Source organism: Tissierella pigra (genome assembly GCF_009695605.1).
In the GTDB taxonomy this organism is placed as follows: domain Bacteria; phylum Bacillota; class Clostridia; order Tissierellales; family Tissierellaceae; genus Tissierella; species Tissierella pigra.
In genome coordinates this window covers 17,745-37,359 of record NZ_VUNQ01000008.1, presented here as the reverse complement: position 1 = coordinate 37,359, position 19,615 = coordinate 17,745, and the positions used below count along the sequence as shown (strand labels likewise).

The following is a 19,615-nucleotide window of genomic DNA, read 5'->3' as shown; positions in this document are numbered from 1 at the left end:
ATGAAGATTATCTGTTGAATAAGTGGAGGATAAGGCTTATGAAAGCATATATTGGAATTAAATACTATGAAGACTATAGAAACAAGGAAATTATTAATAAGATTTCATCAGCCCTTGAAAGAAATGGGTATGGAACTAGTTGTATTGTCAGAGATATACAAAATCATCAAGTTAAATATAATCCACAGGAATTAATGAAATTGACATTTAAAGAAATTGATGAATGTGATCTAGTTGTTATTGATTTAAGTGAAAAGGGGGTAGGTCTAGGGATTGAAGCAGGATATGCCTTTGCACGGAATATACCAATTATCACCATAGCAGACATAAGGGCAGACATTTCTGAAACCCTAGAAGGTATCTCTAGAAAAGTAATTTTTTATAATAATATTGAAGATATAGATAGTTTACTTAGTAAGCTTTAGAATATGAATGTAGTATATATTTTAACTAAAGCTTATGGGAGGAGAAAATGTTGGAATACATGGGAAATAAAGAATATTGGGATGAAAGATTTAAGCAAAGAAATGATAAACCCTTAAGTCCAGAAGGTGTATTGATAGACAATATTAATTGTTTTAAAAAAGGTTCTGTTTTAGATATAGCATGTGGAGATGGTAGAAATGCCTTGTTTTTTCTTGAAAATGGGTTTAAAATTACAGGTGTTGATTTTAGCCTTAATGCCCTAGAACGTTTAAAAAGATTTGCAGAAAAATCAAATCATTCTATAGAAACACGGCAAATAGATTTAAGTAAACCCAGTGGATTAAAAGATATTGGTATATTTGATAATATTGTAATTAACCACTATAGATTGAGCGAGGAAAATCTTGTAGATATTGAAAGTCATATATCAGATGATGGAATTTTATTTATATCTGGTTTTGGGTATAAACACAAGGTAGATGAAAGAATAAGAAAACAAGACTTGATTCAACCGATGGATATTGAAATGCTAAAAAAATCATTTCAATTGATAAAATATATTGAAGATGACAGTAAAAGAGGTTTTTTAGTAACTTATATTTTAAAAAAGAAAAGCAGTGAGTTTAAAACAACATAGGAGGCAGAGAAATGAAAATATATATAACTAGACATGGTGAAACTCAGTGGAATAAAGAAGGAAGAATGCAGGGATGGAAGAATTCCAATTTAACTGAAAAGGGTATTGAAGATGCGAAAAAATTGGGAGAACGATTAAAGGATGTTCAATTTGATTATATATACTCTAGTCCTTTAGAAAGAGCAGTGGATACGGCAAAATATATCAAAGAAGATGAAGAAATAATCTTAATGGATTCCCTTAAAGAGATGGGATTTGGAAAATGGGAAGGTATGGAGCATACTACAATAGAAGAACTATATCCAATAGAACATTTTAATTTTTGGAACAAGCCTCATCTATATAATTCCATTGAAGGGGAAAGTTTTGATGAATTATTCAAAAGAGTAAAAGATGTGTTAACTAAGATAGTAGACAATAAAGAGGCAGAGAATATCTTAATAGTTTCTCATGCTGTGGTTATTAAAGTCATCTATGCTATCATAAAGGGATATGCCTTAGAAGAACTATGGAGTCGAGAACCCTTTTTACATGGTACTTCACTTACAGTAGTAGAGGTAACAGATGATAAAATCAATATGATACTAGAAGGCGATATATCTCATTTAGATTAGTAGAATAGGAGAACAGAAAAATGTTTTTTGTATTTGGAATTTCCACAAAGGAAAAAAATATCGATTTTGCACAGACCATAGTTTGTACAAGTTGTGGTTCTTATGGAAGATTAGAGGTATTTATGACGTATACATTCTTTAGTTTATTCTTTATTCCAATTATTAAATGGAATAAAAAATATTATGTAAGAAGTGTATGTTGTGGTAGTTTATATACTATAGACAATGATTTAGGCAAAGCAATAGAACGAGGACAAAAAAGTAAAATTGAAGAATCTGAATTAAAACCTCTGAATGTTAATTATAGCAAAGAAAGGTTTTGTTCTAATTGTGGATATATTATAAATAATGATTTTGAATATTGTCCTAAATGTGGGAAAAAACTTTAATAGATTGGGGATACAAAAATGTGTAACAATTTAGATAAACCCTTAGCTCATACTGAGGAAACTACTTGCCCTATTTGTGGGGAAAATAATAATTGCAAGCATAATGAGAAATGTTGGTGTTTTAGTGTTACAATTCCAAAGGAGCTTTTAGAAATGATTCCAGAGGAAAAAAGAGGAAAAGCGTGTATTTGTAAATCTTGCGTTGAAAAATATAGGAGTGAATGATTTGACTATAGATAAATTAAAAAAAATTATAGATAGCAGTGACAGTATAGTATTTTTTGGTGGGGCTGGTGTATCTACAGAAAGTAATATACCAGATTTTAGGTCTGCAACAGGATTATATACTACATCTAAAAATTCAAAATATCCTCCAGAATATATGTTAAGCCATACTTGTTATAAAAGGGATACTGAAGATTTTTATGAGTTTTATAAGACTAAAATGATTTATAATAATGCAAAGCCTAATATGGCTCATATTGCCTTAGTAGAATTAGAAAAGAGAGGAAAACTTAAAGCAATTATTACACAAAATATTGATGGACTTCATCAAATAGCAGGTTCACAAAATGTATTAGAACTTCATGGTTCAGTACATAGAAATTATTGTGAGAAATGTCATAAGTTTTTCCCCTTAGAATATATACTTTCTTCATTGTCAGTTCCATTATGCGATGAATGTGGTGGAATTGTAAGGCCAGATGTAGTTCTTTATGAGGAAGGATTAGATATGGATATATTAAATAAATCCATAGAATATATAATAAATGCAGATGTTTTAATTGTAGGTGGTACATCTCTAACTGTCTATCCAGCAGCAAGTCTAATTGAGTATTATAGAAAAAATAACCTGATTTTAATCAATAAATCAGAAACACAATATGATAATAAAGCAATGCTTACATTTAATAGTAATATTGGAGAAACATTAAACAAAATATTATAAAAGGTGGAATAAATGATAAAATACATATCAAAACTATCCTGAGCTAAGAGTAATTCAATATGTAAAACCATTTTTAGAATTTAGAATAGTAATTATTTGTGAGATATAGAAGATAATATATTTATGAAATTTATCATAATTAATAAATCAAATAAATACTAAGCAATTTCCTCATATATATCTAATATAATAATTATAAATATTATATTAGGAGTGATATAATGAAATATATGTATATAGTAGACTATAAAGATGGTTCTGCCATTAAAGATAAGGTAGACACTTGGATAACTGAAAATGAAGAAAATATATTGGAGATTGTAGATATTGAATATAATCAGGAGGGAAATGTATTTTTTGCCATAGTAACATATATAGAACGAGCAAAGGATTAATCTAGACAATAATTGGACTATATAGTAAAATTTGAAATAGACGTAAAATGTATGTAATAAGCTAGTGAGTTTTCATTAGCTTATTTTAAATAATAGGAGAGATAAAATGGATGATATAAAAATTTTACTTGATGAAATTATATTGAATAATGAAATTATATATGGGGTTATTAGTAATTTAAGAAAGAAAGGTGAAGATGGCTTTACTAAGGTAACCATGAAGCCTGTTCTTATAAAAGATGATGTGAAATTACAATTTACTTATGAATATAAGACTAAGGTAATACATAAAAATCTTGAGTTGAACGAATCCATAAAAGAAATAGGAAGGCTTTTAGATGAAGAATTTAAACAAGGAATAATATTTACAAAAAAAGCAGATTATCAAATACTAATAAGCAAAAAAGGTAAAGTAAATATATTGAAGAAAAAACCCACAAAAGAAGATTTAGATTTATCCCATAATAGAAAAAAATCTTATATAATTCAAGAAGGAGAACCTGTTGATTTTCTTGTAAGACTTGGGGTTATGACTGAAAAGGGAAAGGTAGTAGCCAAGAAGTATGATAAATTTAGACAGATAAATAGGTTTTTAGAAATGGTAGCTGATGTGATTCCAAAGATGAGTAGTGAAAATACCCTTAATATTATAGATTTTGGATGTGGAAAATCTTATTTAACATTTGCACTTTACTACTATTTAGTTAATATTTTAAATTTAGATATAAATATAATAGGGCTAGATTTAAAGGAAGATGTAATTCTTTTTTGCAATCAGGTTGCTAACGATTTAAATTATAATAAATTAAAGTTTATCCATGGTGATATTAGAGACTATGAGGGGATAGACAAGGTAGATATGGTAGTAACTCTGCATGCTTGTGATACTGCCACAGATGCAGCCTTAGTCAAGGCTATAAATTGGGGAGCAGAAACTGTACTTTCAGTTCCTTGCTGTCAACATGAATTTTATAATAAGATTGAGAATGAGATATTGGAACCTATGCTGAGTCATGGAATAATAAAAGAAAAACTATCATCCTTAGTGACAGACAGCCTTAGAGCCAATATACTAGAAATTTTAGGCTATAATGTTCAATTACTGGAGTTTATAGATATGGAACATACACCTAAAAATATTTTAATAAGGGCTACTAGAACCAATGATAAAAATAAGGAAGAAGCCATAGATAAATATAGAAAGTTTAAGGAATTTTGGAATTTAAAGGACTTATATATTGAGAAAGAATTAAAGGAAAACTTGGATAAATATATCTAAAATACTAAATAAATATAATAATTTGTCGATAATAGTAATATTGTTTTGAATTAAAAATAGAAAGAGGGGAAGCCATTGAAAAAAATTAGTACAAGAATTGTAGTGACTGTTTTAATGTGTTCCATAGCTATGTCTTTAGTAGTAGGAGTCACCAGTGTATTTAAAAGTGTCAGTGTAATTCAAGAAGAGGCAAGAAAGAATCTTGTTGGTACAGCACAAATATATGCTGAAGAATTTAATAAGGACTTAATTTTATATGAGGGAACTCTAAACAGTTTACACCAATTAGTTAGTGGGACTATAGATACAAATAGATTAAATGAAGAGGACTATTTAGCTAACTATAGTGACACTATTTTAAGACCTGTTGTCAGAGGAACATCTAGGACAACTAAGAAATGTGCTGGAATATACATAGCCATAGATCCAAAATACACAGGAAAAACAGAAGGGACTTGGATTGGGATAGATGATAATGGTACTTTGGTTCAAGGGCTACCAACAGATATAGCAGGTACGAGTCAAGATGATGCTGAAGCTGCATTCTATTATAACGCTATAAAAGCAGGAGAAGGAATATGGGGAGACCCTTATTTAAACCATGGAAATATTAATGTAATGACCTACTCAGCTCCTATTGTTGTAGATAATGAAACATTAGGAGTAATAGGGGTAGACTTACGTGTAAGAGATTTAATAAAAGGTATAGAAGCAATAGAATTATATGATACGGGATATGGATTTTTACTTAATAAAGATTATGACTATTTAGTTCATCCTACTTTAGATAGTAGCAGCAATTTTAAAACTATAGACGGTGGAATATATAGCAGTATAGCTGATGAGATTGGAAGCAATGATTTTGGAACCAAAGATATGCAATTTGGTGGAGAAAGTAAAATCATGGGTTTTGCTAAACTAAATGATGGAAAGATAATAGTCTTAACAGTTCCTAAAACTGAAATATTAAAGGAGATGTACAGTACAGTTTATGTTATTTTAGGGGTTGTATTGGTAGCATCTATACTAGCTGCTATTATATCCTTTGTTATGGGAAAAATGATTTCTAACCCAATAGTATTTATTACTGAAGTAATAGAGACTACATCAAAATTGGACTTAACAGATATTGAAGAGACCAAGAAGATAAAACTTTTATTTAATAGAAAAGATGAAGTAGGTTCTATTTTTAGAGCTACTGGGCTTTTAAGAGAAGAAATGAGAAGAATAATAAGTGCAATAGAAGAAACCACAACAAATATTGTTGAGAACACTAATAGTTTAACTTCTGCTACAGAAGATACTGCACAGTCTATAAGTGATGTGGCTAGAACTGTGGAGGAATTAGCAGAAGCCTCTATGGGACAAGCATCGGATGCAGAAACAGGCTCAGAGAAACTATATAAGTTAGCTAATGAAATAAAAGAGGCAGTAGTAGATGGAGAAACAGTAGTTGGAAGTTCTATAAAAGCTCAAGAGATGAACCAACATGGATTAAAATCAATGGATGAAATGATAGAAAAGTTTAATATAACCAATGAGTCTACTAATTCTGTAGTAAAGAATATTGATTCTTTACTAGAAAAGTCTAAATCAATAGGAAACATTTTAAATATTATAACTGGAATTTCAGAGCAGACAAACCTTTTGGCCCTAAATGCGGCTATAGAAGCAGCTCGTGCAGGAGAAGCTGGAAGGGGTTTCGCTGTAGTAGCTGAAGAAATCAGAAAGCTATCTGAACAAACAGGAAATGCTACTAGGGACATAGAAGGAATATTAAGTATTATTCAATCTGAAGTAGAAAATACAAAAGAGAATATGGACGAATCTGAAATTGCCTTAAATGAGGCTAATGTAACTTTATCGGAGGTTAAGAAGGCCTTTGAAGAAATCAATTCAGCCATAAGTATATCTATGGAGGCGATTACTCAGTTAGAACAAAGATTAGAGATTGTAGATAATGATAAGGAAGATGTAATATTGGCTATTCAGAGCATATCTTCAGTAACAGAAGAAACAGCAGCCTCAACGGAAGAATTATCTGCATCTATGGAAGAACAAGCTGCAACTATGGAAAATATATCAAATAACACAGACAATTTAGCTCACACAATAGAAAAATTAAATGAATTAGTTAATAGATTTAAGTTATAATAAAAACTGAATAGGATTTCCTATTCAGTTTTTTTATGGCAACTATTTATGGGTTTCAAGAAAATCTGCATTGTTAATATTTCAATATAAGCTTTTTTATATTAATAAAATTTGTGATATAATAAATTAGAAGGAGGGATTACAATGTATTTTTCTTTTATAGGATTAATAGTTCCAATATTTTTTATAGTTATATTTGGAATATTTATATTTACTGCTGTAAAGGGAATTGGACAATGGCATTCAAATAATCAGCAACCAGTTTTAACAGTGGCGGCTAAGGTGGTATCTAAAAGAACCAATGTAAGTAGGCACAATCATACGAATGACAATAATATTCACTCAACAGCAGATACTACTTATTATGCTACTTTTGAAGTAGAAAGTGGAGATAGAATGGAGTTTCATATCTCGGGGAAAGAATATGGAAAGTTAGCTGAAGGCGATATTGGAAAGCTTACATTTCAAGGAACAAGATACCAAAATTTTGAAAGGATAAAAACTAGTTATGAAGAGTAATTTATTTGTATCACATCAAAAGAGAAGAAGAAATGTTTTTATTAGAGAGGTAATAAGTTGGTTAACAACAATTATTTTAACAATTATAATAGCCTTGTTTATTTCTGGAAATATATTTTCATTAACTGGAATAAAGGGACAGTCAATGGAACCTACTTTTTATGAAGATGAAAGGGTAATTAACTATAAATTAGGATATAATTTTACAGCACCTAAAAGAAATCAAATTGTTATTATAAATAGATATGAAGGACAAGAAAGAGGAATAGTTAAAAATATCATTAATGAAGGTAAAGATATTATAACTAATATATTAAATAAGTTTACTAATAATATAGATGAAAAATATATAATTAAGAGAGTAATAGGAGTACCTGGAGATATTATTGATATTAAAGATGGAGATGTTTACCTAAATGGACATAAGTTAGAAGAAGATTATATAAAAGGAAATACCTTTGCAAGAGAAGATTTAGGCTATCCTTTGACTATTCCAGAGGATAAAGTATTTGTATTAGGAGATAATAGAGAACATAGTCTTGATAGCAGAGACTTAGGATTAATAGACTATAGTCAAGTAAAGGGCAAAGTAACCTTTAGAATTTGGCCATTAAAGAGCATTAGTAAGGTATCATAGATTTGAAAGGAAGTTTTACATGAGATTAACGAGAGAATTCTATGAAAGAAACACTATTTTAGTTGCTAGAGATTTACTTGGAAAGACTTTAGTATATAATGATAAAGGAAATATATATAAAGGAAGAATAGTGGAAACAGAGGCTTATATAAATGCTAAAGATGATGGTGCTCATTTTAATAAGGGCATTACTGACAGAACCAAAATAATAGATGAAGCTGGTGGACATATTTATATTTACACAATATATGGAATGTATCTTTTATTTAATATAGTTGCAGAAAAGAAAGGTATTCATGGGGCAGCATTAATTCGAGCTATAGAGCCAATAGAAGGTATAGATAAGATGTATGAAAACAGATATAAAAAGGAATTTAACAATCCTCCAAGAAAAGAAATAATCAATCTAACTAATGGACCAGCTAAGTTTGTAATGGCATATGGTATGACTAAAAGTGATTATGGCTTAGATTTAGTAACAAGTGAAAAGATTTGGGTAGAAGATTCACCAAGACTATCTTTAGATAAAATTGTCAGAAGTAAAAGAATAAATATAGATTATGCAACAATGGCAAAGGATTATTTACTAAGATTTTATATTAAAGATAATCCATTTGTATCAAAAAAATAATCATCAAAACATTAGAGCAAAATTATTTTGCTCTTTATTTTTTTATGGGAACTTTTATACATATAAATACATCTAATTAGTAGAGGGAAAGGAGGGATAGGTATAATTAAGCTGAGTAATAAAAAATTAGTAAAAAAAATAAAATCAAGAGATATGGAAAATCTAATGACTTGGGTTATGGAGAGACAAGATAAGTTTTATAAAATAGCTTGGTCTTATGTCTATAATCATCAAGATATTGAAGATATACTTCAAAATACTATGATAAAAGTCTATGAAAATATTAAAAGTTTAAGAGATACTAATCTCTTTGAAACTTGGTTTACTACTATTTTAATTAACGAATGCAGGCAGTGTTTAAGAAAGAGAAAAAGAGAAGTTCTCCAAGAATATATAGAAATACACGGTCATTATAGTGATGAATATAATTTTTTTCAGGAAATCCATTCTGTTGATGAAATATTTAGGGAGGTCATTATACTTAAATATATAATAGGATATAGCCAAGAAGAAATATCCAATATATTAGATATTCCAATGGGTACAGTAAAGTCTAGGATATATAGGGGGGTAAAGGCACTTAGAAATTTAGTAGAGGAGGAATAGTATGGATTGTAATTTCATAGGAGAAAAAATCATTGATTACATTGATGGAAATTTAAGTAAAGAAGATAAAGAAAAAGTAAAATGCCATTTAGAAAAATGTCCTCAGTGTAATAAAGAATACAACGAAATTAAACTAACCATAGAGAAATTATCAGAAAAGAGAAATATGATTAATACAAATAAGGAAATAAATTTAAAATTAAAGAAATCTGAAATTAAACCAATTAGAAGTATAAGAAGAACTATACTTATTGCGGTTATACTTACTTTTACTTTAGTAATGACTGCCATTGCAGCAGATAATTTTGATTTTCTTAAAAGTTGGAAAAAACAAAGTGAGGTAACAATTACTGCATGGGAAAAATTACTTGATGCTGGAGTTGGACAGAAGTTAGATATATCTGTAATAGACAATGACATTAAAGTTACTGCAGAAGGAGTAATAGCGGATGAATTAAATACTGTTATATTTATTAAAGTAGAAAATTTAAAAGACAATTTAAGATTATCACCACTTGTTTTTGCTAATCAAGATCATGATCCGATTAAAATAGGTGGAGATATTGAAAATATATATACTAAAAACAATACATTAACTCCAGAGCGTCAAGAATCGAGTTCAATGGTTGCTTTTTCAAGTTTATATACGGAAGATGAAAATTCCACTAGATTTATGATAAATACAGATACTTTAATTGGAGAAGAAGGCAATATAGATATTAATATTAGTAATTTATATACTATGTTTAATAAAGATGAGGAAAGTATCTTAGATATAGAAGGAGACTGGAATTTAAAGATTCCTGCAAAAAAAATAAAATCCAAATCATATTATCCTAATGAAAGTATTGAATTTCATGGAAATAAGGTTGTCATAGACAAGATTACAATAGCTCCTACGGCAACTAATATAAATTATAGGATAAAAAACTATAACGAAGAAAAGAAATACTATATAAATCAAGTAAGATTTTCTATAAAAAACAAACTAAAAAAATATAAATATTCTTCTTTATATTCGAAAAGTTCTCTTTCACAGAATAATGGATATTTAACAACAAATGCAGGACTAGAATCCTTATATCTTGAAGACCCTAAAAAGATAAGCTTGATAATTGATAGTTTTGAATATACCACAAAAAATAGGGAGGTTTATGATATAGATGTAGATAAATTGCCTCAAACCATAGAATATAATGGCAACGAATTAATCATTGAAGATATTATATACAATAAGGCCAATACTGAGGTTATATTAAGAGAAGATAGTAGAAGGAACAGAAAGTATAATGACTCGAGTTTGGAAATTACGGCAAAGGACAAGGCTAAGGATCTTGTTCGCATGTATACGGAAATATTAGATTTTGAATATAGAAATTCAAAAGGAAAAGTTCCTAAGGAATTAGATTATTATGTACGGAGTATATCCAAATTAAAAAGGTTAGTATTAAAAAATAGGGATGAAGAACCTAATAATGATAAAATAATTCCAGAAAAGTTAATTATACATGGTCAAGAATATACTATGTATCCCAATAAAAAAATAAAGATTAAGTTAAAGTAGTGGTATCCACTACTTTTTTTAATACTTATGATGCAATTGGGTAAGAATACCAATAATTACAATATCAATATATAATAGAGGTGTTTATATGGAGAAAACTTTTATAATGATTAAACCTGATGGAGTTCGTAGAGGGCTTATGGGTGAAATCATAGGAAGAATTGAGAGGAAAGGTTTTAAAATCACAAAGGCAAAGTTGTTTAAACCTAATGTAGAATTAGTAGAAAATCATTATATGGAGCATAGGGAAAAAGATTTCTTTAATGAGCTAGTAAATTTTATTGCTGAAGATTTAGTTATGGCAATGAAGGTAGAAGGGGAAGCAGTAATTGAAGTTATGAGGCTTATGATAGGTCATAGAGATTTTAAAGTAGCTTCTCCAGGAACCATTAGGGGAGACTTTGCTAATACTATTACACAAAACATTATACATGGTTCAGATTCTTTAGAGTCTGCTAAAAGAGAATTAAATCTATGGTTTGAGGAGTTTTAATTAAGTTTTGCTGAATAAAAAGTTATTTTCATCTTTCATAAAAAAGTTCACAATATATTAAATATAAACTATAATATATAGTGATATTAAATATAGACTATATATTATAGTGTCAAAAATAGTAATAACTGAATAATCATATAATAAGTGAATATAGAATTTTGATGGAGTTGAAGACGATGAAAATAATTGTTCAAAAATTTGGTGGAACTTCTGTAATTAATGAGGAACGAAGAGGATTAGCCATAGATAAAATTGAAGCTGCTATAGAAAAGCATTTGAATCCTGTTGTAGTAGTATCTGCCATTGGAAGGTCAGGAGACCCTTATGCAACTGACACCTTAATAAACTTAGCTAAATCAACAGGAATAGAACCTAATACAAGAGAACTTGATATTCTAATGTCCTGTGGTGAAATAATTTCGGCTGTAGTTTTATCTAATACCTTAAAAGCTAGGGGATATAAGTCCTCTGTATTTACTGGAGGGCAAGCAGGAATCATAACGGATAATAATTTCTCCGATGCTAGAATACTTAGGGTAAATCCTCAAAAAATACTAGAAGCCTTAGAAAATGGAGAAATACCTGTAATAACAGGATTTCAAGGAATTACAGAAAATGGAGATATTACAACTTTAGGAAGAGGAGGCAGTGATGTTACTGCATCTATAATGGGAGAAGCTTTAAGTGCCGAGTTAGTGGAGATATATACAGATGTAGACGGAGTAATGACAGCAGACCCTAAAATAGTACCAGATGCTAAAGTAATGGATACAATCTTTTATAATGAAGTATTTCAGATGACAGAATATGGTGCAAAAGTTCTCCATCATAAAGCGGTAGAAATAGCTATGCGTTCCAATATACCTATAGTTATTAGGAATACTACTTCTGATTACAATGGTACATTGATTACAAACTATCATAGAACTAGGTCGTATATAGATGAAAATACAAGAATAATTACATCTGTTGCAAATATAAATAATAGAATTCAAGTAAAAATAACTCCAAGAAAAGACGATTATGATAATCATGAATTAATATTTGACAGTATAGCAAATGTAGGAGTTAGTATAGATATGATAAATATATATCCAAATCAAATCTTTTTTATTATAGATGAAAAAGATAAGAAAAAGCTAGAAGATGTATTGGAGAAATTAAGATTTAAATATGAATTGCTGGAAAACTGTACAAAGGTAACTCTTATTGGAAATCGAATGCGTGGAGTACCTGGAGTAATGGCGAAGGCAGTTGCTGCATTAGCTAAAGAAAATATTGAGATATTACAAACCTCAGACTCACATACTACAATATCTTGCTTAATAGAATCAAAGTATACAAATAGAGCAGTAAACGGATTACATGGATATTTTGAGTTAGGTAAATAAAGTGTTTTACAGGAACGATTTTTTTATTGTTCCTGTAATTTTTTGTCATATTTATTTATAAGTATGGTATAATGGACTATAAAATAATGTTAGGGGGAGAGTATGAAAGTAAATTGGAATTCTAAATATACGACTATATCGGTATATTCATTTCTAGTGGTTTGCGCAAGTGTTATATTTTATTTAATTGCATCAGAAATAAGTTCATTTCAAATTAAGGTAGGAGAAAGTGTAGCAACTTTTATGCCTTTTATAATAGGTTTTATTATGGCATATTTATTTAATTTTATATTGAAGTTTTATGAGAATAATATGCTGAAATTAGATTTTTTTAATAAGAAAAGTCATAAGTTTAAAAGAGCCATAGGATTATTATTGACTTATGCAACTGTAGCATTACTTGTATTCTTATTTTTTAATTTTGTATTTCCACAACTACTATCAAGTATAATGGGGTTAGTTAATGATATTCCTTCTTATGTAAGTCAGGCAACTGATTTAGTTAATGATTTCAATGACAAATACGAAATACAAGAAGAATATTATAATTTACTATTGGAAAGATGGAATACATATAAAGATAGTATTATAAAATTCGCAACAAATCTTATACCAGTTTTGGGGAATTTTGTAAAGAATACTCTATCCTATGTATGGAATATAGTAATTGGTCTTATAGTATCTATATATTTATTGATAGATAAAGAAAGATTCTTTGGAATGATTAAAAAGATAAATAGAGCAACATTTTCTGAAGGTACTGCAAATAGACTGGCTGAGCTAACAAGTAGATCGAATTATATATTTGGACGATTTTTATCTGGAAAGATATTGGATTCATTTATTATAGGAGTATTGACCTTTGTGGTCATAACCATATTTAAAATGCCCTATACAATACTAATATCTTTTATAGTAGGAATAACTAATATAATTCCTTTCTTTGGTCCATTTATTGGTGCTATACCTTCTGCAATAATAATTCTATTTGTATCACCAATAAAGGCATTATGGTTTATAGTTATAATACTTATTATCCAACAAATCGATGGTAATATAATAGGGCCTAAAATTCTAGGAGATTCCCTTGGAATATCTGCATTTTGGATTTTATTCTCCTTATTAGTCAGTGGAAAGATTTTTGGATTTATAGGACTAGTCATAGGAGTTCCCCTATTTGTACTTATATATTCCATAGTTAAAGATATAGTAGAAAATAGGTTAAAGAAAAAGAATTTACCTTATGAAACTGATGATTATATGTAAAAAGTGGTGAGTAAAACTCACCACTTTTTTAATCTATTACTTCTTTTAGTTTTTCAATAAACAATCTATTTTCATCCATAGTGCCTATGGATACTCTTATAAAGTCTCCACCCATAGGTCTTATGATAACTCCTCTTTTCTGCATTTCTATAAAGACCTCTTGTCCATTTTTACCTACATTAACAAATATATGGTTTGTTTCTGATGGTGGATAATAGAATCCTAGTTTATCAAACTCACTATAAAGGTAATTCTTACCTTCAAGGTTAAGATTATAACTTTTTTCCAAGAATTCTTTGTCCTCTAATGCTTTAATTGCTGCCACCTGTGCTAAAGTATTTACATTAAATGGACCTCTAACTTTGTTTATAGTTTCTATAATATCTTTATGGCCAATAGTATAAGCTACTCTAATGCCAGCTAGTCCATAAGCCTTTGAAAAAGTTCTCATAACTAAAAGGTTAGGATAATCTTTTAAAAGTTTTACAGTGTTATGTGGATAATCATCTCTAGTAACATATTCTCTATATGCTTCATCAGATATTACTAAAACATTAGAAGGTATTTTATCCAAGAAATCTACAAATTCTTTTTCTGTAATCATTGTACCTGTAGGATTATTAGGATTACATATCCATATAATTTTAGTCTTATCCGTGATTTTACTCAAGATTCCGTCTAAATCAAAGGTAAATTCCTTTAAAGGAACTATAACTGGAGTACCGCCCATCATCTCTGTAGTTTGTATGTATCTTGGGAAAGTAATATCAGCCATGATAATTTCATCGTCTTTGTTTATATATGCCTTTGCTATTGTGTCAATCATTTCATCTGAACCACTACTAGGCAATACTTCATTAACATTTATTTGATGTATTGATGCTAAAGCTTCTTTTAGTTCAGTACAATTTCCATCTGGATATATTCCTAGTTCATTTACGGCGTTTACTATTGCCTCTCTAACCTTTGGAGAACAACCTAATGGATTTTCATTTGAAGCAAGTTTGATAACTTGTTGAAGACCATATTCCTTTTTTACATCTTCTATTGGTTTACCTGGTTCGTATGCCTTTAAATTTCTGATTTCCTCTCTAAAACTAATTGACAATATAAACATCTCCTTTCAGTATACACTAATATTAGTGTATCAATATGTAGAGGATAAAAAAAGACTATGATAATAATATGTCTTATGATATAATTAAAAGAGTAACTACTTTTTTAAATTTCTTTAAATGAAATTAACTAAAAATTTTGTCAAATGTGTAAAATAGGTATAAAGATTTTTAAAATCTTTTAAATAAATATGCTGGTTAAGGGGGCAATGTATAATGAAAACATATTCAGCTGATAAAATCAGGAATGTAGCATTATTAGGGCACAGTAGTAGTGGTAAAACAACTTTAACTGAAGCAGTACTATTTGCAACAGGAGTAACAAAAAGACAGGGAAGAGTAGACGACGGAAATACTGTATCAGATTTTGATAAACAAGAAATTGCACGAAAAGTATCCATAGGTACAACTGTTATTCCAGTTGAATGGAATAATTTCAAATTTAATTTATTGGATACACCAGGATACTTCGATTTTATCGGTGAGATGTATGGTGCAAAGAGAGCATCTGAAGGTTCTATATTATTGGTAGATGCTTCTGCAGGTATTGAGGTTGGTACAGAAAAATCATGGAAAAACTTAGAAAAATATATAACTCCAAGAATTATCTTTGTAAATAAAATGGATAAAGAAGAAGTTGATTTTGATAATTTAGTATCTGAATTAAAATCAAAATTTGGAGATAAAATAATACCATTTACACTACCAATAGGAGTGTCAAGTGATTTTAAAGGAATTATAGATGTAATAGATGAAAAAGCATATGAATATAACGGAACTCAAAGAAAAGAAGTAAGTCTTACGGAAGATCAAAAATCGGAAATAGAATTTATAAAAGAAGAATTAGTTGAGAAAATAGCGGAAACAGACGAAGCTTTAATGGAAAAATACTTTGAAGGAGAGGCTTTTACTGCTGAAGAGATAAATAAAGGATTAAAACTTGCAGTTAAAAATGGAGATTTAGTTCCATTATTAATAGGATGTACAGAAAAAGCCTTAGGTGTAGACATTTTATTAGAAGCAATAGAAAAATACATACCATCACCAATGGATGTAGAGCCAGCTAAGGGATTAAAAGATGGCAAAGAAATAGAAAGAAAACTGGATTCTTCTCAGCCATTTTCAGCAGTTGTATTTAAGACAATTATAGACCCATTTGTTGGTAAATTAACTTTATTTAAAGTTATGTCAGGTAAAATAACTAAAGATATGGAATTATATAATTCCACCAAAGATAAGTTGGAAAAACTAGGGGGATTATTCTTACTTAGAGGTAAAAACCAGGTGGAAGTTAATGAAATACAGGCAGGAGATATTGGAGCCACTGCGAAATTAAACTTTACTCAAACAGGAGATACTCTTTGTGCTAAAAATGACCCTATTCGTTATGAAGAAATTAAATATCCTCAACCAACATTATTTTTAGCTGTAGAACCAAAATCTAAAGGTGATGAAGAAAAAATTGGTACAGCATTACAAAGATTAACAGAAGAAGACCCTACTTTTATAGTTCAAAGAAACTCTGAAACTAAACAACTTCTAATAGGTGGTCAAGGCAATATGCAGTTAACTGTTATTGTGGATAAATTAAAAAATACCTTTGGAGTAGATGTAAATTTAACTAATCCAAGGATTGCATATAGGGAAACAATAAAAAACACTTCATCTGTTCAAGGAAAACATAAGAAACAATCTGGTGGTGCAGGTCAATATGGAGATGTTCATATAAGATTCGAGCCATGTGAAGAAAGCTTTATATTTGCAGAAGAAGTATTTGGCGGTGCAGTTCCTAGAAACTACTTCCCAGCAGTAGAAAAAGGACTTTCAGAATCCTTGGAAAAAGGAGTATTAGCGGGTTATCCAGTAGTAAATGTAAAGGCTACTTTATTTGATGGATCTTACCATCCTGTAGACTCTAATGAGATGGCATTTAAAATAGCTGCTTCCCTTGCATTTAAAAAAGGTATAGAAGAAGCAAAACCCATATTGCTTGAACCTATAATGAAATATGAAATATCTATACCTGAAGATTATATGGGCGATGTAATGGGAGATATGAATAAACGTAGAGGAAGAATATTAGGTATGGAACAGCAGGATGACGGAAGTCAGAAAGTTACTGCAGAAGCACCTCACTCTGAAATGTTTGAGTATGCCATTGATTTAAGAGCTATGACTCAAGCTAGAGGAAGCTTTACAATGGAGTTTGCAAGATATGAAGAAGTACCATCTAATATTGCAGAGAAGATTATAGCGGAATCAAAAATTGAAAAAGAATAGAAATAATTTGTCCAGCCTATTGTGGCTGGACTTTTTACATAAACTATTGTAAATAATATAAAATATGATTATAATAAAATTAAGAGATTGAATATAATATACTAAAAAAAGTAAATTTAAAAGTTAGCATGATAAATGATAATAAATAGTATAATAGTGGTAGATAATCTTAATATAATAAATATTTGCTCTAACGAATTCTTAGAGCAAATATTTTAAAAGGAAGGTCAGAGAAAGTCAAGAAGAGGAGAATTGATATGTCTGGTTTAAGCAATATAATTGAAAGGTTTATTAAATCTATGATAGAAGCAGCAGAAGATAGTACAATTGAAATTCAGAGAAATGAGCTAGCTGAAAAGTTTGATTGTGCTCCTTCTCAGATAAATTATGTATTAACAACTAGATTTACACCCTATAAAGGATATTATATTGAGAGTAGAAGAGGTGGTGGTGGGTATATTAAGATTATAAAAGTAGGAATAGATATAAATGAAGACATAAATAATATTATTTCACATACTATTGGTGAATCCATTACCAGAAATAAGGCATATCATATAATTGATGGGTTAGTGGAAGAAGAATTTATAAGTGAAAGAGAAGGAAAAATTATAAAGTCTGTAATGGAAGATAGGGCTTTAAGTGTGGAAACTGCAGAGAATAGAAATAAATTAAGGGCAAATATATTGAAGAATATTTTATTAATTCTTATTTAAGTAGGAGGTGGTTTGATGTTATGTCAATCATGTAATAAAAATAATGCTACTATACATTTTACAAAAATAATCAATGGAAATATAGAAGAGACTCATTTGTGTGATAGTTGTGCTAAGAAGAAAAATGATTTTGATTTAGATTTCCCATTTCCATTTCAAAAAATTTTCACAGGACTTATAGGTTCAGTTCAGGAAGGACAACAGGAGTTTAAAAATATTACTTGTCCAAAATGTGGATTAACATATAAGAAGTTTTTAGAGGCAGGAAGATTTGGGTGCGATAAATGTTATGAAGCCTTTGAGGAAGATGTTGAATCCTTAGTAAAGGGAATTCATGGTCATACGGAACATAAGGGAAAGATACCAGCTGGTGCAAGTAACAAAATTCAGCATAAAAAAGCCATTGATTCTTTGAGAAAGGAATTAGAAGAATCTATTGTTAAAGAAGATTTTGAAAGAGCTGCCTTTCTAAGAGATGAGATAAAAAGATTAAGTTGTAATATCAGTCAAGGATGTGATGAATATGACTAAATGGCTAGAAAGTGTAGGTACAGATGAAGATGTGGTAATTAGCACTAGACTTAGAATAGCAAGGAATATATCAAATTATAAGTTTCCAGATTTTATGACTATAGACGAAGGTCAATCTGTTACAGAAGAAGTTTTAAATGCTATGAAAGACAATAAGGATATATATAAATTCTACAGAATAGAGGATTTATCTCAATTGGAAAAGACTCGATTTGTAGAAGACCATTTAATAAGCCCTAGTTTGGCAACAACTACTAAAAGTGGAAGCTTTCTTTTGAGAGATGATGAGAAATCCACTATAATGATTAACGAGGAAGATCATATACGTATACAAGTTTTATTATCTGGTTTAAATACCTACGAAGGATGGGAACTTTGTTCAGAAATAGATGATTATTTGGAAAAAAATATTGAGTATGCTTTTCATGAGAAATTTGGATATTTAACTTCTTGCCCAACTAATGTAGGTACAGGTCTTAGAGCTTCAGTAATGGTTCATTTACCTTGTCTATCTATGACAGGACATATAAATACTATAATAGATGGTCTAGGGAAAATAGGGCTAACCTCTAGAGGGATTTATGGAGAAGGCTCTAAAGCATTGGGGCATTTATTTCAAATATCTAACCAAATTACCTTAGGAGAAAAAGAAGAGGATATAATTAAAAAATTAAATAAAGTAGTTTTACAAATAGTAGCAAGGGAAAGAAGTACTAGAGGGTATATGTTAGATAGAAAAAAGATAGAGTTGGAAGATAAAGTATTTAGATCCTTAGGTATTTTAAACTATAGTAGACTTATATCATCTACAGAGGCAATGGCTCACTTATCTAATGTTAAATTAGGATGTGATGTAGGTATAATAAGTGGTATTAATCCTAAGGATATAGTTAAACTAATGATAGACATACAGCCAGCAAATATACAAAAAAGTTCCAATAAGGAAATGATGAAAGATGAAAGAGATGTATATAGGGCACAAATAATAAGGAATAAATTCATAGATATGGAGGGGTAGTA

General features: G+C 29.4%; 22 protein-coding genes. 21 read left to right on the top strand and 1 reads right to left on the bottom strand.

The features are described 5' to 3' along the window. Positions 1-38 precede the first annotated feature (38 nt). The 17 genes from FYJ83_RS05180 (at position 39) to FYJ83_RS05100 (ending at position 13,953) form a co-directional block, all read left to right on the top strand. Entirely contained in the window at positions 39-425 is a 387-nt protein-coding gene (locus FYJ83_RS05180; protein WP_154439273.1) for a TIR domain-containing protein, read from the top strand. A 47-nt stretch (positions 426-472) separates the two neighbouring features. After that, positions 473-1,063, top strand: a complete 591-nt coding sequence (locus FYJ83_RS05175; protein ID WP_216584917.1) for a class I SAM-dependent methyltransferase — start codon at positions 473-475, stop codon at positions 1,061-1,063. A gap of 11 nt (positions 1,064-1,074) precedes the next feature. Then, positions 1,075-1,677, top strand: coding sequence for a histidine phosphatase family protein (locus tag FYJ83_RS05170; RefSeq protein ID WP_154439272.1), 603 nt, complete (start codon positions 1,075-1,077; stop codon positions 1,675-1,677). A 20-nt stretch (positions 1,678-1,697) separates the two neighbouring features. Beyond that, positions 1,698-2,066, top strand: a complete 369-nt coding sequence (locus FYJ83_RS05165) for a zinc ribbon domain-containing protein (protein WP_154439271.1) — start codon at positions 1,698-1,700, stop codon at positions 2,064-2,066. An 18-nt stretch (positions 2,067-2,084) separates the two neighbouring features. After that, positions 2,085-2,291 carry a cysteine-rich CWC family protein gene (locus FYJ83_RS05160; protein ID WP_154439270.1) on the top strand — a complete coding sequence of 69 codons (207 nt, stop codon included), beginning with the start codon at positions 2,085-2,087 and terminating at the stop codon, positions 2,289-2,291. Further along, positions 2,284-3,015, top strand: coding sequence for an NAD-dependent protein deacylase (locus tag FYJ83_RS05155; protein ID WP_326828303.1), 732 nt, complete (start codon positions 2,284-2,286; stop codon positions 3,013-3,015). Before FYJ83_RS05160 ends, FYJ83_RS05155 begins: the two co-directional genes overlap by 8 nt. Before the next feature lie 221 nt (positions 3,016-3,236). Then, the gene (locus FYJ83_RS05150) at positions 3,237-3,410 is read left to right on the top strand and encodes a hypothetical protein (RefSeq protein WP_154439268.1); all 174 of its coding nucleotides are present in this window, start codon (positions 3,237-3,239) and stop codon (positions 3,408-3,410) included. A 106-nt stretch (positions 3,411-3,516) separates the two neighbouring features. Beyond that, positions 3,517-4,689, top strand: a complete 1,173-nt coding sequence (locus tag FYJ83_RS05145) for a class I SAM-dependent methyltransferase (RefSeq protein ID WP_154439267.1) — start codon at positions 3,517-3,519, stop codon at positions 4,687-4,689. 75 nt (positions 4,690-4,764) lie between these two features. Beyond that, on the top strand, positions 4,765-6,843 hold the full coding sequence (locus FYJ83_RS05140) for a methyl-accepting chemotaxis protein (RefSeq protein WP_154439266.1): 2,079 nt from the start codon (positions 4,765-4,767) through the stop codon (positions 6,841-6,843). A gap of 144 nt (positions 6,844-6,987) precedes the next feature. After that, positions 6,988-7,362, top strand: a complete 375-nt coding sequence (locus tag FYJ83_RS05135) for a DUF2500 domain-containing protein (protein WP_154439265.1) — start codon at positions 6,988-6,990, stop codon at positions 7,360-7,362. Continuing rightward, complete coding sequence (gene lepB / locus FYJ83_RS05130; protein ID WP_154439264.1) at positions 7,352-7,999, top strand: signal peptidase I; 648 nt, start codon at positions 7,352-7,354, stop codon at positions 7,997-7,999. The genes FYJ83_RS05135 and lepB overlap by 11 nt, the downstream gene beginning before the upstream one ends. A gap of 19 nt (positions 8,000-8,018) precedes the next feature. Further along, positions 8,019-8,630, top strand: coding sequence for a DNA-3-methyladenine glycosylase (locus FYJ83_RS05125; RefSeq protein WP_154439263.1), 612 nt, complete (start codon positions 8,019-8,021; stop codon positions 8,628-8,630). A gap of 153 nt (positions 8,631-8,783) precedes the next feature. Beyond that, the gene (locus FYJ83_RS05120; RefSeq protein ID WP_154439262.1) at positions 8,784-9,236 is read left to right on the top strand and encodes an RNA polymerase sigma factor; all 453 of its coding nucleotides are present in this window, start codon (positions 8,784-8,786) and stop codon (positions 9,234-9,236) included. Position 9,237: 1 nt separating this feature from the next. Beyond that, a complete protein-coding gene (locus FYJ83_RS05115; RefSeq protein ID WP_154439261.1) occupies positions 9,238-10,800 on the top strand; it encodes a DUF4179 domain-containing protein in 1,563 nt (520 codons plus the stop codon). Between the two features lie 88 nt (positions 10,801-10,888). Then, positions 10,889-11,293, top strand: a complete 405-nt coding sequence (gene ndk / locus FYJ83_RS05110) for a nucleoside-diphosphate kinase (RefSeq protein WP_154439260.1) — start codon at positions 10,889-10,891, stop codon at positions 11,291-11,293. Positions 11,294-11,472: 179 nt separating this feature from the next. After that, positions 11,473-12,687 carry an aspartate kinase gene (dapG, locus tag FYJ83_RS05105; protein ID WP_154439259.1) on the top strand — a complete coding sequence of 405 codons (1,215 nt, stop codon included), beginning with the start codon at positions 11,473-11,475 and terminating at the stop codon, positions 12,685-12,687. A 102-nt stretch (positions 12,688-12,789) separates the two neighbouring features. Further along, positions 12,790-13,953: an AI-2E family transporter gene (locus FYJ83_RS05100; protein WP_154439258.1), complete on the top strand. Its 1,164-nt coding sequence runs from the start codon at positions 12,790-12,792 to the stop codon at positions 13,951-13,953. Positions 13,954-13,981: 28 nt separating this feature from the next. Here the strand turns inward: FYJ83_RS05100 and hisC are convergent, their stop codons facing one another. Beyond that, positions 13,982-15,061, bottom strand: coding sequence for a histidinol-phosphate transaminase (gene hisC, locus FYJ83_RS05095; protein WP_154439257.1), 1,080 nt, complete (start codon positions 15,059-15,061; stop codon positions 13,982-13,984). 223 nt (positions 15,062-15,284) lie between these two features. Between hisC and fusA the strand changes: the two genes are divergently transcribed. From fusA to FYJ83_RS05075, 4 genes are all read left to right on the top strand, one after another. Next, entirely contained in the window at positions 15,285-17,348 is a 2,064-nt protein-coding gene (gene fusA / locus FYJ83_RS05090) for an elongation factor G (protein ID WP_154439256.1), read from the top strand. Positions 17,349-17,605: 257 nt separating this feature from the next. After that, a complete protein-coding gene (locus tag FYJ83_RS05085; RefSeq protein WP_154439255.1) occupies positions 17,606-18,064 on the top strand; it encodes a CtsR family transcriptional regulator in 459 nt (152 codons plus the stop codon). Positions 18,065-18,079: 15 nt separating this feature from the next. Next, positions 18,080-18,595, top strand: coding sequence for a UvrB/UvrC motif-containing protein (locus FYJ83_RS05080; RefSeq protein ID WP_154439254.1), 516 nt, complete (start codon positions 18,080-18,082; stop codon positions 18,593-18,595). Further along, a complete protein-coding gene (locus FYJ83_RS05075; protein ID WP_154439253.1) occupies positions 18,588-19,613 on the top strand; it encodes a protein arginine kinase in 1,026 nt (341 codons plus the stop codon). Before FYJ83_RS05080 ends, FYJ83_RS05075 begins: the two co-directional genes overlap by 8 nt. The last annotated feature ends 2 nt before the right edge of the window (positions 19,614-19,615 follow it).

Bases quoted from the DNA above. Each gene is read 5' to 3' on its own strand.
- FYJ83_RS05180 (WP_154439273.1), top strand. From the start codon at position 39: ATGAAAGCATATATTGGAATTAAATACTATGAAGACTATAGAAACAAG.
- FYJ83_RS05175 (WP_216584917.1), top strand. From the start codon at position 473: ATGTTGGAATACATGGGAAATAAAGAATATTGGGATGAAAGATTTAAG.
- FYJ83_RS05170 (WP_154439272.1), top strand. From the start codon at position 1,075: ATGAAAATATATATAACTAGACATGGTGAAACTCAGTGGAATAAAGAA.
- FYJ83_RS05165 (WP_154439271.1), top strand. From the start codon at position 1,698: ATGTTTTTTGTATTTGGAATTTCCACAAAGGAAAAAAATATCGATTTT.
- FYJ83_RS05160 (WP_154439270.1), top strand. From the start codon at position 2,085: ATGTGTAACAATTTAGATAAACCCTTAGCTCATACTGAGGAAACTACT.
- FYJ83_RS05150 (WP_154439268.1), top strand. From the start codon at position 3,237: ATGAAATATATGTATATAGTAGACTATAAAGATGGTTCTGCCATTAAA.
- FYJ83_RS05145 (WP_154439267.1), top strand. From the start codon at position 3,517: ATGGATGATATAAAAATTTTACTTGATGAAATTATATTGAATAATGAA.
- FYJ83_RS05135 (WP_154439265.1), top strand. From the start codon at position 6,988: ATGTATTTTTCTTTTATAGGATTAATAGTTCCAATATTTTTTATAGTT.
- lepB (WP_154439264.1), top strand. From the start codon at position 7,352: ATGAAGAGTAATTTATTTGTATCACATCAAAAGAGAAGAAGAAATGTT.
- FYJ83_RS05125 (WP_154439263.1), top strand. From the start codon at position 8,019: ATGAGATTAACGAGAGAATTCTATGAAAGAAACACTATTTTAGTTGCT.
- FYJ83_RS05120 (WP_154439262.1), top strand. From the start codon at position 8,784: ATGGAAAATCTAATGACTTGGGTTATGGAGAGACAAGATAAGTTTTAT.
- FYJ83_RS05115 (WP_154439261.1), top strand. From the start codon at position 9,238: ATGGATTGTAATTTCATAGGAGAAAAAATCATTGATTACATTGATGGA.
- ndk (WP_154439260.1), top strand. From the start codon at position 10,889: ATGGAGAAAACTTTTATAATGATTAAACCTGATGGAGTTCGTAGAGGG.
- dapG (WP_154439259.1), top strand. From the start codon at position 11,473: ATGAAAATAATTGTTCAAAAATTTGGTGGAACTTCTGTAATTAATGAG.
- FYJ83_RS05100 (WP_154439258.1), top strand. From the start codon at position 12,790: ATGAAAGTAAATTGGAATTCTAAATATACGACTATATCGGTATATTCA.
- fusA (WP_154439256.1), top strand. From the start codon at position 15,285: ATGAAAACATATTCAGCTGATAAAATCAGGAATGTAGCATTATTAGGG.
- FYJ83_RS05085 (WP_154439255.1), top strand. From the start codon at position 17,606: ATGTCTGGTTTAAGCAATATAATTGAAAGGTTTATTAAATCTATGATA.
- FYJ83_RS05080 (WP_154439254.1), top strand. From the start codon at position 18,080: ATGTTATGTCAATCATGTAATAAAAATAATGCTACTATACATTTTACA.
- FYJ83_RS05075 (WP_154439253.1), top strand. From the start codon at position 18,588: ATGACTAAATGGCTAGAAAGTGTAGGTACAGATGAAGATGTGGTAATT.